The organism is Planctomycetia bacterium, assembly GCA_016795155.1.
GTDB lineage: Bacteria > Planctomycetota > Planctomycetia > Gemmatales > HRBIN36 > JAEUIE01.
The window spans coordinates 242,471-255,188 of the sequence record JAEUIE010000044.1 but is presented as its reverse complement, the minus strand read 5'-3'; the positions used below and the strand labels follow the sequence as shown (position 1 = coordinate 255,188).

Genomic DNA, 12,718 nt, shown 5'->3' with positions numbered 1-12,718 from the left:
GATTTCCATAACTGTTACTATTGCCAGTGAACATTGGTCTCCGGACAAATAGTATGCTGGCAGTCAACTTCTGTTTGCTGCAGGGCAAAATCGAGACGCAGATCCATCGAGCCTGGAAGGATTGCCAAACTCATGCAACGCATTACGGTCTTATTTTTCGTTCTGATAGCAACCTTGAGTAACTCGAGTTGCCAGAAGAGTTCAGAGTTACCCACCGCCACCATGCCTGCACCGATGGTGACAGTTGGTAACCCTGTCAGCAAATCTGTTCCTTATTTTGAGTATTTTCAAGGCAACCTGGAATCGACGGAGCGTGTTGAAATACGAGCCAGGGTGAGTGGCTATCTCAATAAGATCCACTTTCAGCCTGGAGCTGAGGTGAAGAAAGGTGATCGTCTGATTGACATCGACCCGCGCCCTTTTGAAGCGGAAATTGCCCAGGCAAAATCGATGATTGAGCGCAGTCAGGCGCTGGTGAATCGATTGACTCTCGACTTTAACCGCAACGAAAAACTGGTCAAAACAGGTGCGGTCAGTCAGGAAGATTTTGACAAGATCATCGGCAACAAACTCGAAGCGGAGGCTAACGTCAAAGCCGAGAAAGCCAAGCTACAGGCCAGTGAACTGGATCTGGACTTCACCACCATTGATGCTCCGATCGATGGCAAAGTGGGGGATCGTCTTGTCACCGAAGGAAATCTAGTGACAGGCGGGCAGACGAACACCACATTGCTGACCACCATCGTGGCAGTAGACAAAATGTTTCTTTCTTTCGACTGTCCGGAAAGTGTGCTACAGCGTATTCAGGAAAACGTCCGGAAAGGCATCATCAAGACAACCAAAGGACAGAAAATTCCTGTGGAGATGGGTATACAGGCTATTCACGCTGATCAATTCCCACTTAAGGGCGAAATCGTCTTTATCAACAATGAAGCAGACCGCAAGACAGGTACTATTCGCATAAAAGCCGAATTTCCCAATCCCAAAAGCGCCGAAGGTGCACGTGTTCTGACCCCTGGAATGTTTGCAAAGATTCGAGTCCGTATTGGTGATCCGGTACCTTCCATTCTGGTTCCTGACAGTGCACTGGGTTCGGATATGGGCACCAAGTTCATTTACCTCGTCGAGCAGGATAACAAGGCGAAACGCTGCAATGTCACCATTGGCGGGCTTGATGAGGGATTGCGAGTCATTGAATCGATCAAAGAAGAAGGTAAGGAACCGCGTGCACTGCGCACCGACGAGCGGGTCATTATCAATGGCATCCAGCGCGTTCGGCCCGGCATGACGGTTGATCCTAAAGATCCTGGGGCAAAAAAGACATCAGCACAATCAGGATCTGATGCGGCAAAACCGTCAAAATGAAATCCTATTTGTGTTCGATGGAATAACGGGCTAGTGCGGCATCCGCCAGGTTCGCCTGGACTCAACAGGTTCCATTCAGCAGCGAGGTAAATGTGTCAGCTTTTTCCCGCTTCTTCATAGATCGCCCTATTTTTGCCGCTGTCATCTCCGTAGTGATTGTGATCACGGGATTGCTGGCGCTGCAAACCCTGCCTATTGCACAATATCCTGAAATTGCACCTCCAACGGTTTCCGTCACGTGTACCTACACCGGTGCCAGTGCAACGGTCGTAGCAGATACTGTTGCAGCCCCTATTGAACAGCAGGTCATCGGCGTGGAGCGGATGCTCTACATGTCGTCGCAGAGCACGAATGATGGCGTCTATTCGCTGACAGTGACTTTCGAAAATGGGGTCGATCTGGATATTGCCCAGGTGCAGGTGCAGAATCGTGTCAATCTGGCGATGCCCGTCTTGCCGGATGTGGTTAAGCAAACAGGTGTGAGTGTCAAAAAGAAATCGCCTAACATTCTGCTAGTGGTCAATCTTTACAGCCCGAAGCAAACACGAGATCAACTCTATCTGAGTAATTATGCAGTCATCAACATTCAGGATGAGTTGAAGCAGATTTCAGGTGTGGGCGATCTGGCTGTCATGGGGCAACTCGATTTCTCCATGCGCATGTGGCTCGATCCAGACAAGGTGGCTGCCCGCGATCTGACTGCAAGCGATATCGTCAATGTGTTGAAAGAACAGAATGTGCAGGTAGCTGCCGGTGCGCTGGCACGTCCGCCGAGTCCGGCTGGTCAGGCATTTCAGTACACGCTGAGTACGTTGGGTCGACTCAAGGATACAGAACAGTTCGGAAACATCATCGTTCGCACCGGGGCAGATGGCCAGATCACGCGCATGGTCGATATCGTTTCGGAACAGCGCAAGGTTACGATGAATGGCGGGAAAACGCGTAATTTTGGCGGCATCGAACTCGGCGCCAAGGCTGAAGACACGGGGTGTACGCTGGATGGCCAGGATGCCATCGGCATGGCTATTTACCAGTTGCCTGGCTCCAATGCGCTGGAGACCGCGGAACGCATCAAGAAGCGCATGGAAGAACTCAAGAAGAACTTTCCCGATGACGTGGACTATGCCATTCGCTACGACACAACTCCGTTCATCGAAGAATCCATTCATGAAGTATTCAAGGCATTGCGTGATGCCATCATCCTTGTCGCCATCGTGGTGCTCGTCTTTCTGCAGACCTGGCGTGCGACGATCATTCCACTGGTGGCAGTGCCTGTCGCCATCGTGGGTACCTTTGCAGTCATGGCGGGTATGGGCTTCAGTTTGAATAATCTCTCATTGCTCGGTCTGGTTCTGGCAATCGGCATTGTAGTAGATGACGCCATTGTGGTGGTGGAAGCGGTGGAGCATAAGCTCGAGCATGGCATGTCAGCGAAGGAAGCAGCCCACTCCGCCATGAATGAAGTGGCTAATCCGATCGTTGCCATTTCTCTGGTGTTGATGGCAGTGTTTATTCCATGTGCTTTCATCTCTGGCATCACCGGGCAGTTCTTCAGGCAATTTGCCGTCACCATTGCCGTATCGACATTCTTTTCCGCAGTGAACTCGCTGACACTCAGCCCGGCATTATGTGCCTTGCTGTTAGCACCCAAAGCAGAACAGAAAGATCCCATTACGCGAACGATGAACTTGTCGCTGGGCTGGTTTTTCTTTCTCTTCAACAAAATGTTTACTGTCGGTACGAACGGTTACGCCTGGATTGTAGGCTGGTTCCTGCGGCTTGCTGTGATTGGACTCATAGTGTATGGCGGCTTGCTCTGGCTTACCTACCGAGGTTTCGTGACGACCCCGGTTGGTTTCATTCCTGAGCAGGATAAGGGATATCTTGTCGTGAATGTGCAACTTCCTGATGCTGCCTCTCTGGAACGAACTTATGCAGTGATGGCGGAAATGGACAAGATCGCGCGAGGCGACAAGAACGACCTATCCAATTACCCCGGAATCCCAGGTGTTGCCCACACACTGAATAACCAGGGAACTTCTGCGATTCAAAACGCCAATGGTTCCAATTTCGGAACGATGTACGTCATTCTGGAAGAATTTGAACATCGGCATGACAAGGAGAAATCAGGACCTGTCATCGCGGCAAAATTGCGTGCGGAATTTTATCGTCGCATCCAGGATGCATCCATTTCCGTCTTCGGTCCGCCGCCGGTAGATGGTCTGGGCAGTGCCGGCGGTTTCAAGTTGATGGTACGGGATCGAGCGGATCAGGGACTGGACTCCCTTCAGTCTGCTGCTGATGAAGTTGCCAGTCAGGGGAATCAGACACCTGGACTGGTGGGACTCTTTACGCCCTTCCGTTCCAACACCCCGCAGTTTTATGTTGATGTCGATCGTGATAAATGTAAATCCAAGGGCGTGCAGCTCAATGATGTCTTCTTGACCTTGCAGGTCTATCTCGGTGGTTACTACACCAACGATTTCAACCTGTTTGGCAGAACCTGGCAGGTGAATCTGCAGGCTGATCCGACACGTCGGCTGACTCCCGATGACATCAAGCAACTCAAGGTTCGCAATAGTGAAGGGGGCATTGTTCCGCTGGGAACGCTGGTCGATGTACGTCCGATTGGCGGTCCGGTGATGGTGACCCGTTACAACGGTGTGACCGCTGCTGCCATCAATGGTAATTCGCTGCCGGGCACCAGTTCTGGTCAGATGATAAGTTCTGTCGAAGGAGTGGCAGATAAAACCTTGCCTCAGGGAATGGACTACCAGTGGACTGAACTGACCTACATGCAGATTCTCGCAGGTAACACGGCTATCATCGTGTTTGCCCTATCGGTGTTATTGGTTTATCTGCTCCTGGCGGCTCAGTATGAAAGTCTCAAACTGCCTTTGGCTATCATCCTGGTTGTGCCAATGTGTTTGTTGTGTTCAGTGATTGGTGTCCGACTGGCTCATCTTGATCTGAATATCTTCGTGCAGATCGGTCTGGTGGTGCTGGTGGGCCTGGCTGCCAAGAATGCCATTTTGATCGTAGAATTTGCCAAGGAAGAGCGGGCCAAGGGAGAGACGGCATTCAAATCAGCAGTGGAAGCGAGCCGTCTGCGACTGCGACCGATCCTGATGACCAGCTTTGCGTTCATCCTTGGTGTGGTTCCCCTGGCGATTGCCAAAGGTGCTGGTGCTGAGATGCGCACCACGCTGGGTATTGCCGTCTTTGCGGGAATGCTCGGCGTTACTGTGTTCGGAATCTTCCTGACTCCGATCTTCTACTTTGTCGTGGAAGCACTTGGCAGTCTTTTCTCCTTTGGCAAGGGCAAAGCTGCAGTCGTACCAGCAGACAAACCAACGAGTTCTGAAACAGACAAGAAGTCTCATTAATTCTCGGCATCCTGCATGGAACAACCCAAAACGAGACAGTAACCATGTCGAACAAAGACAAAGAGAAGGTCAAAGAAAATGACAACGGCAAACTCAAAAGGAAAGCCTACGAGAAGGAATTGCGCAAGCTGCAGGCCGAGTTATGCACATTACAGGAATGGGTCAAACAAGAAGGACTTCGTGTGGTCATCATCTTCGAAGGTCGCGATGCGGCCGGCAAAGGTGGAACCATCAAGGCCATTACTGAACGGGTAAGTCCGCGAGTATTTCGGACTGTCGCCTTGCCAGCGCCTTCAGACCGGGAGAAATCCCAACTCTACATACAGCGGTATATGGCCCACCTGCCTGCGGCGGGTGAAATCGTCATTTTTGATCGAAGCTGGTACAACCGTGCCGGCGTGGAGTATGTCATGGGGTTCTGTTCGAAAGAGCAACATAAGCGATTTCTCGAATTATGCCCCGTTGTTGAAAAGTTCATGGTCGATGGCGGTATACAGTTGATCAAAGTATGGCTGGAAGTGAGTGATGAAGAACAGAAAAGGAGATTCGAAGCACGCATCAACGATCCCGTTCGCCAGTGGAAATTAAGCCCGATGGATTTGCCGTCGCGAAGCAAATGGTACGAATATTCCAAAGCGCGAGACATGATGCTGGACGCTACCGACTCGGTACATGCTCCATGGCATATCCTGCGTTCTGACGACAAGAAACGTGCGCGACTCAACTGTATAGCTCATATTCTCAGCATGATTCCCTACAAGGAAGTCAAACGGGAGAAAGTCAAGCTGCCCAAGCGGTCAGACAAGCATGAATACGACGATCAAGCTACTCTGGAACACCGGAAGTACGTGAAGCTTCGGTACTAGGCATTATCCTGAGAAGTTCCTTCCTCCTCAGTGATGCGTACTCCTGCTGATCCGCCTATTCCCTGCAGATCACTGGTTTCAGCTCGCGTGCGATTCATTCCGATCGGATATGCCAGGTACACAGCCTGCTTGAGTAGTTCCAGTTCTTCCCGCAGGGCCGGCTTGCGTTCCTCCGGCATAATCGTCAGCAGATGTTCCAGCATGGCACGCAATCGGCGCGGTATCTGGATGCTGCTGATGCCGAACTGACGGATTTCACTTACCGCCATGCTGGTGAAGTCTTCCCAGTTGGGGGTCGGATAGACCAGTCGCAATTTGCCTTGCGAATCGACCACAGTGCCATCTGAAAGTTGACGCTTACCTACATATCGCAATAGTCGGTGAAGCTGGTCAATAGCCATCACCGCTGTGGTCGGGTCGTTGATGGCTGCGGACAATGCCCGTGATGCGATATCCACCATAATGCGGAAGCCAAACATGGGATCGAGTTCGATGGTTCGTTCCGACCCGACGATCACGGCCTGCTGCAGACTGGCAGTATCAAGCGAAGCATTTTCGGGATAGATGCGGCAGAGTGGATCATCCTTGGAGACAAAGTCGCCTACCTGGGGAATGAGTTCAATTGTGCAGTTGGCCTGTTGAGCCAACTGGACCAGACGTGCAATATCAAATGCAACCAGTACGCCGGAAATATACCGGTATGGAACAATGGATGATGTTTCGTGTACGATCTGATTCTTCCACGCACTTCTTCCACTGACAACAGGTGGACTGAATTTCACCGGATAGACTTCATCAATCACACGCCGGGTCGCTTCACAGACCGCCTGGACAATCGAGACGGGCCGCAGTGACGTTCCCAGTTTCTGCGCAAACCAGAAAAACACTACGATGCTTAACAGCGTGCAGAGAACGGACAGCCCCACGCTCAACTGAGGCACGTGATCGTCGATTCGCACGAGCGTCGCCAGGCTGAACGTGTAGGTGAAAACAAATAAACAAAGAGTGAACTGTGTATAGCGTGTGGTAAACGCCATGGCGATGATACGGGGAGTCAGTTGGGAACTGGCCAACTGTACAATCAGCAGCATTGAAGAGATGACAAAGACCAGGAAAGTCAGCAGTGATCCTGTCAGGCTGTTGAGCAAAGTGCGCGCACCATCAGTTGAATAATTAAAGAGCCTGAACGTGTGCTGATGATCAAGCCAGCGAGTCGTCATGGCGATAATAACCGCCAGCACCATGCACATGGCTGGAAGCAGCCAGAATGACTGGTTGATGATCTTTTTCCAACGATACTGCAATTGCCACATTACTCTTTTCCCAACTAATTGGTTATCACGATACCAGAATCATTTTTTCTGTCGAGCCAGCCATTGAGCACGGTGCAATTGGATGATTTCAATGACCTTGGCAGCACCGGTCACACACTGGGGAATATTCATATCCTCCACATTGGCTAGTGGTGGATCGGTGGTCAGCATGGATTCACGTACCCATTGCACCAATCCTTCCCACATCTTGCCAACAAGTAGAAATGGGCAATCCTTCAAATGATGCACTTGGATGAGTTGCCAGATCATCATGGCTTCGAGCACGGTGCCGATGCCACCGGGTGCAACGACAAACGCATCAGATGCCAACACAAACTGATGCAACCTGGTGAAAAATGTTCGATGCTCAAAGGCATGACTGACAAAGGAATTGACTTCCTGTTCGAAAGGCAGATCGACTCGAATACCCATCGACTGCACTTTGCCTTGCACGCGTGAGGCGCCTTCGTTGGCAGCCTGCATCAGCCCTGGGCCGCCGCCGGTAATGATGTCGCATCCCATTTCTGCCAGAGCTGCTGATACTTCTTTGGTCGCTTCGTAGCCAAAACTACCTGGTTTGATGCGGGCAGACCCGAAGATGGTCACACGATATCGGTCTCGTTTAGAAGGTTTCAGGCGTGTCAGGTTATTAACGACATCCCACAAACCCATCACCGATTCCACCAGCACCCGTTTGACATTCTCTTCATCAGCCAGACTGATGGGGTCGGCATTTCGGGCTTCGGTCTGGTTCATGACATGTACTCCAGGCAGGTTAGGAATCAGATGAGGTCTTGCGTTTGGTTCCTGTATGTCCGCAGAATATCGCATAGCCTACAATCGGTATCAGCCCAACGAAGGTTGTCAGCATCAGCATGCCGACAATATCTCTAGGCAATGGGTTGTTGGAGGCAACAACCAGAGCTGCTGGTATGTTGCGCTGACCTGTTGCAATGGTCTGTACGACAGATGATTCACCATTCGCGAAGCTGGTGAAATACCCCACCAGCATGGCAACTATCACAAAGCAGAGTGATGCCAGCAAGGCGCCGCTTCCCAGCATCGCCGTCATGCTTTGGAAATTAATGACAAAGAGCGCTATCAGCACGATTAGTGCAGAGAGTTGAGAAATCAGCATGAGCGGCGGATTGATTCTTTTCGCCCAGGTTGGAGCGAAGTGCCGGAATACCAGCCCGGCAATCAAAGGCAGAAGCATCTGCAATATCAATGGAGTTGCAATCTGCAGTGCATTTGCCTGAACACCTGGTATAAATCGCGGTAGTATGAGCGGTAAGACGATGATAGTGCCAAGTACCTGAAGCAACATCATGCTGACTGCCAGTGCCATATCAGCTCGTGCCACTTCGATCAGCTTGGGTACAAACGGAGCGCCTGCTGCCATGCCCAGTAATAATAAACCTGTTTCAAACGTTTCGTCCAAAACGAAGACTTTGGTAAAGCAATAGGCAATAGCAGGTACCAGCACCAGGTTGGAGAACAGCAAACTGAGAACGAGGTTGAATCTGCGCCAAGGACCAACGATTTCCCGTGTATGCAGAGTCAAGCCCAGTGTTGCCATGCTGGTAGTGACAAACACCACAACGAGAAGTTTGATGATCAACTGCATGAACTCCACGTCTCACTCCCGGCATTCTGATTTGGTTAATCGCCAAGACAGATTCCAATGGCTCGGGCTGTGGTAGCGAGGCTTCCATCCTGCTTAACAGTCTTGAGCGTGCCTACAGCTTCAGTCAAGTCAACTGCACCGACATGCGAGCCCTGGTAAGAGACCATTTTTCCGAATTGTCCGTGGGCAATGAGTTCTACTGCTTCCGCACCGAAAATGGAGCACAGAGCACGGTCGAATGCTGTGGGTGTTCCTCCACGCTGCAGGTGTCCCAGTACGCAGTTCCTGCATTCTTTGCCTGTCCGTTTTTCGAGTTCAGCGGTCACCACAGCGCCGATGCCACCCAGCCTGGCTTCCCGATCTTTCTGCTGGGCTGCGCTGGTCACCATTTCTCCATCTTTCTCCCGTGCACCCTCGGCAACAATAACCAGGGTGAAATGCTTGCCTTGCTGCTCTCGTTCTTCAATCTTCCTGCAGATGCTTTCATAACTGAATGGAATTTCTGGAATCAGAATGACGTCTGCCCCACCGGCCACTCCGGCGAAGAGAGCTATCCAGCCTGCATATCTACCCATGACTTCCAGAACGATAACGCGTTTGTGACTTTCTGCCGTCGAGTGTAACCGGTCGAGAGCATCGGTGGCGCAGGCAACGGCGGAATCAAACCCAAAAGTCATCACGGTGCCTTGCAGGTCGTTATCAATAGTCTTGGGCACCCCCACAATGGGGATGCCAAACTCATGCATCTGCTGGGCAATGCTCAGTGATCCATCACCACCAATGGACACGAGAGCATGAAGCCCCAGTTCATTCATCGATTCTTTCACTTCTGCAAGTAGTTCGAAAGGTAGACGCCGGAAGTCGCCATGGCCTACTTTGGCGGAAAATCGACCACGATTGGCGGTGCCCAGAATCGTTCCACCACGGATAAGCAGTCCGTCCAATTGCTCTTGAGAAAGGGGGATAGTTTTCCAGGGCTTGAGCAACCCTTCATAGCCACCAATGATGCCAAGTGCTTCCCATCCGTGATGCCGGGTAGCTTTTACCACGGCACGAATCACCGCATTCAAGCCGGGGCAATCACCACCTCCGGTAACGACACCGATCTTCATGCTTATGGCCTCCCGCGTTGAATCCACTCAAGCCGATACTGTGATAACTATGGTTCTACCTGGAGTTCATCGAGAGCGTTGCGGATGATCTGTGCACTGTTTCGCAATTGGGCTGTTTCATGATCAGTCAATGGTAGCGGGAAGGTGGCAAGAACTCCATCTCCACCCAGAAGTCTGGGTAAGGAAACCGTGGTGTTTCGAACGCCTTCTATGTCATTCGTTGGTGTGCAGATGGTGAGTACAGAACGCTGATTGTGAAGTATCACTTCCACCAGGCGGGCCAAGGCGCTGCCAATGCCATAATATGTCGCCCCTTTGCCCTGAATGATGGAGTAGGCGGCACGGCGAACCTGTTGATCGATCGATGCCTGAATTTCATCCGATAGATCGATACCTCGCATTTGTACAAAGTTTTTCAGAGGCATACCTGCTACGCTGGCCAGTGACCAGGTCAGAACTTCGGAGTCGCCATGCTCACCGATGACATGAGCATGCACATGATGTGAGTCGATTCCACAATGTGTTCCGAGCAGGCTACGAAAGCGTGCGGTATCCAATGTAGTACCTGACCCCAGAACACGCGCGGCAGGTATGCCACAGCGTGCAGCATAGCAGGCCGCCAGGTTTGTCATGATATCCACAGGATTGGTAGCTACTACCAGCACAGTTTCCGGCGCAAACTTCAACACCTGTGGCACGACTTCGGCAAACACTGCGGCATTGCGTTGGAGCAATTGTAAACGGGTCTCTCCCGGTTTTTGATTCACACCGGCACAGAGAAGCACTACTTTCGCGCCAGTTAAAGCATCATAATTTCCAGCCTGCACGGTCAACGGTTTGGCAAAGGGGACAGCATGCCGGATGTCGTCGGCTTCGGCACGCGCACGATCCATGTTCTTATCGACCAGGATCACCTCACGCCCCACACCTCTCATTACCAATGCATAGGCTGCGGTTGAACCTACGAAGCCACTGCCTACCACGCCTACTTTCATGATGTCTCCCTGATCTGATCTTCAGTAGTCTTTATGCTCACAAAGTCGATTCTGCAACTCAGTCGATTTCAATGACATCACCTAGTTCAGGCAACTCGGCTTTGACTTGGTGCTTTTCGCGAATCAACCTGGCAAGTGCGGTTCGGGCCTTGTTTTCACCATGTGTCAATATCGTGCGTGGGCGGGAACTTGCAAGAGAATCATACCAGTTCATCAGATCTTTCTGACCAGCGTGGCCACTCATGCCATTGAGTGTGATCACTTTTGCCCTGACGGGAATTCGTTCACCAAATATGGTGACGTGTTTCGCACCATCCACCAGCATCCGGCCCAGTGATCCATGTGACTGGAATCCAACAATCATCACGAGTGTGCCGGGAATGGCCAGGTTGTACTTGAAGTGATGAAGGATGCGACCGCCAGTGCACATGCCTGAGCCTGCCAGTATCATGCAGGGGCCGGAAACATCGTTGAGTGCCTTGGATTCTTCAGCCGTTTTGCAGAATTCGACAGACTCCAGATTGGCGCGAAGATCACCAGATTTTTGCATCGACAGTGCTTCGGCATCGAACAGTTCAACATGCTTGCGGTAAATTCTGGTGGCTTCGATAGCCATCGGGCTGTCAATGTAGATCGGGAATGGCTTGAGCGTTCCTTTGTGAAACGCACCTGCAAGGAGATACATGATCAACTGAGATCGGGCAACTGCGAAAACAGGAACCAGTATTTTCCCCCTGGCTTTGACAACCTGCTTGATGTTTTCCCTGGCTTCGATGGCGCTGTCTTTCAGCGATTTGTGGTTGCGATCGCCATAGGTGGATTCCATGAAAACGACATCAGCATGCTTGAAGGGTACAGGATCGTGGTGAAGTGGTGCGCCGCGCGGGCCAATATCTCCGGAGAAGATGATGACACGTTTCTTTCCCGCTTCTTCCACGGTGAATTCCAGACTAGCTGACCCGAGCATGTGACCCGCTTCCACAGCCCGAACAGTTACACCAGGTGCAATCTCAGTCGGTTTGTCGTAGGTCAGAGTCTTCATCAATGGTTTCAATGCAGTAACGTCATCTTCAGAGTAGAGCGGATCCAATGGTGGCTCATTGAATCTTTTGCGCTTGCGATTTTCACGCTCAGCATCGGATCGCTGGAGTCTTGCTGAATCTTTGAGAATGACTTCGGTTAACTCAATGGTAGCAGGTGTTGCATAGATGGGATGACGATACCCCAGTTTTGTCAAAAGAGGCAAGCGACCAGTATGATCCAGATGGGCATGAGTCAGGATCACGCAGTCGAGTTTCTTGACGTTTTCTGATTTGGGCATTTTCCTGTAGTTTTCGGACTTGCTGGCTCCCTGATACATACCACAATCAATCAGCACATTCGCGGTTTTCGTTTGCAGTAAATAGGCAGACCCTGTTACTTCTCCTCCACCAGCGCCGAGTATGGTAACTTTCATCATTTCTCCCAGTTAAGAGATTGTTGATTGAAAATTCGATGACTTTAACCAATGAAGAGATGCACCCAACCTGATCCAGGTACATCCGCTCAAGATCAATTCCACTCCCAGGTAACATCCAATTACCCAGATCCCGTGAAAAGGCCATTCAAGCCAGATGCTGAAGCCCAGAATAGTGGTGAGTACTCCGCTCACGAGTGAAAGTATCCAGCCATCCCAGTGTTCAATTATTGACAGTATTATTTTCACCGATCCTGCAATCATTAATCCCGCAGCTACCACCAGTGTTAAGGCCATGGAAGCCTGAAGACGGTACTCAATCAGAAGAAGTCCGGTGATCAGGTAAACCATGCCAAGAATAATGCTGAAGGAAAATCCTTTCCAGGGGCGGGCCCAGCAGCTATTGGCAAGCTGAATAACCGAAGCAATAATCAATCCACCACCCAGGAACAACATGATGGTTACTGCATTGAAAATTGCGTAAGCAAACATGACGAGCCCGAGGATGGCCATGAAAAGCCCACTGCCCAGAAACAATAACCATACATCTTTCATGCTGTCACATACAGGTGTGGATCAGGGCGAAGTCTTGCCAATT

The 12,718-nt window shown here is 51.0% G+C and carries 10 protein-coding genes; 3 read left to right on the top strand and 7 right to left on the bottom strand.

From position 1 onward, the window contains the following. The first annotated feature begins 132 nt into the window (after nt 1-132). From JNJ77_15895 to ppk2, 3 genes are all read left to right on the top strand, one after another. The gene (locus JNJ77_15895) at nt 133-1,365 is read left to right on the top strand and encodes an efflux RND transporter periplasmic adaptor subunit (GenBank protein ID MBL8824070.1); all 1,233 of its coding nucleotides are present in this window, start codon (nt 133-135) and stop codon (nt 1,363-1,365) included. 92 nt (nt 1,366-1,457) lie between these two features. Further along, complete coding sequence (locus tag JNJ77_15890) at nt 1,458-4,751, top strand: efflux RND transporter permease subunit (GenBank protein ID MBL8824069.1); 3,294 nt, start codon at nt 1,458-1,460, stop codon at nt 4,749-4,751. Between the two features lie 44 nt (nt 4,752-4,795). After that, nucleotides 4,796-5,617, top strand: a complete 822-nt coding sequence (ppk2, locus tag JNJ77_15885) for a polyphosphate kinase 2 (protein ID MBL8824068.1) — start codon at nt 4,796-4,798, stop codon at nt 5,615-5,617. Here the strand turns inward: ppk2 and JNJ77_15880 are convergent. The 7 genes from JNJ77_15880 to JNJ77_15850 are packed head-to-tail and all read right to left on the bottom strand — an operon-like array spanning nt 5,614 to nt 12,675. After that, complete coding sequence (locus JNJ77_15880) at nt 5,614-6,930, bottom strand: DUF2254 domain-containing protein (GenBank protein ID MBL8824067.1); 1,317 nt, start codon at nt 6,928-6,930, stop codon at nt 5,614-5,616. The two genes, ppk2 and JNJ77_15880, sit on opposite strands and share 4 nt — an antisense overlap. Nucleotides 6,931-6,969: 39 nt before the next feature. Beyond that, nucleotides 6,970-7,686: an LOG family protein gene (locus tag JNJ77_15875; protein MBL8824066.1), complete on the bottom strand. Its 717-nt coding sequence runs from the start codon at nt 7,684-7,686 to the stop codon at nt 6,970-6,972. 19 nt (nt 7,687-7,705) lie between these two features. Beyond that, complete coding sequence (locus tag JNJ77_15870) at nt 7,706-8,557, bottom strand: bile acid:sodium symporter (GenBank protein ID MBL8824065.1); 852 nt, start codon at nt 8,555-8,557, stop codon at nt 7,706-7,708. Nucleotides 8,558-8,592: 35 nt separating this feature from the next. Continuing rightward, entirely contained in the window at nt 8,593-9,669 is a 1,077-nt protein-coding gene (locus JNJ77_15865; protein MBL8824064.1) for a 6-phosphofructokinase, read from the bottom strand. 47 nt (nt 9,670-9,716) lie between these two features. Further along, on the bottom strand, nt 9,717-10,664 hold the full coding sequence (locus JNJ77_15860; protein ID MBL8824063.1) for an L-lactate dehydrogenase: 948 nt from the start codon (nt 10,662-10,664) through the stop codon (nt 9,717-9,719). Between the two features lie 58 nt (nt 10,665-10,722). Next, nucleotides 10,723-12,120 (bottom strand): MBL fold metallo-hydrolase, encoded by a 1,398-nt coding sequence (locus JNJ77_15855; protein MBL8824062.1) that lies wholly within the window; start codon nt 12,118-12,120, stop codon nt 10,723-10,725. Between the two features lie 12 nt (nt 12,121-12,132). After that, entirely contained in the window at nt 12,133-12,675 is a 543-nt protein-coding gene (locus JNJ77_15850; GenBank protein ID MBL8824061.1) for a DUF308 domain-containing protein, read from the bottom strand. Nucleotides 12,676-12,718: the final 43 nt, after the last annotated feature.

What these genes read in the sequence shown, in the direction of transcription:
- JNJ77_15895 (MBL8824070.1), top strand. Translation starts at nt 133, where the DNA reads ATGCAACGCATTACGGTCTTATTTTTCGTTCTGATAGCAACCTTGAGT.
- ppk2 (MBL8824068.1), top strand. Translation starts at nt 4,796, where the DNA reads ATGTCGAACAAAGACAAAGAGAAGGTCAAAGAAAATGACAACGGCAAA.
- JNJ77_15880 (MBL8824067.1), bottom strand. Translation starts at nt 6,930, where the DNA reads ATGTGGCAATTGCAGTATCGTTGGAAAAAGATCATCAACCAGTCATTC.
- JNJ77_15875 (MBL8824066.1), bottom strand. Translation starts at nt 7,686, where the DNA reads ATGAACCAGACCGAAGCCCGAAATGCCGACCCCATCAGTCTGGCTGAT.
- JNJ77_15870 (MBL8824065.1), bottom strand. Translation starts at nt 8,557, where the DNA reads ATGCAGTTGATCATCAAACTTCTCGTTGTGGTGTTTGTCACTACCAGC.
- JNJ77_15865 (MBL8824064.1), bottom strand. Translation starts at nt 9,669, where the DNA reads ATGAAGATCGGTGTCGTTACCGGAGGTGGTGATTGCCCCGGCTTGAAT.
- JNJ77_15860 (MBL8824063.1), bottom strand. Translation starts at nt 10,664, where the DNA reads ATGAAAGTAGGCGTGGTAGGCAGTGGCTTCGTAGGTTCAACCGCAGCC.
- JNJ77_15855 (MBL8824062.1), bottom strand. Translation starts at nt 12,120, where the DNA reads ATGAAAGTTACCATACTCGGCGCTGGTGGAGGAGAAGTAACAGGGTCT.
- JNJ77_15850 (MBL8824061.1), bottom strand. Translation starts at nt 12,675, where the DNA reads ATGAAAGATGTATGGTTATTGTTTCTGGGCAGTGGGCTTTTCATGGCC.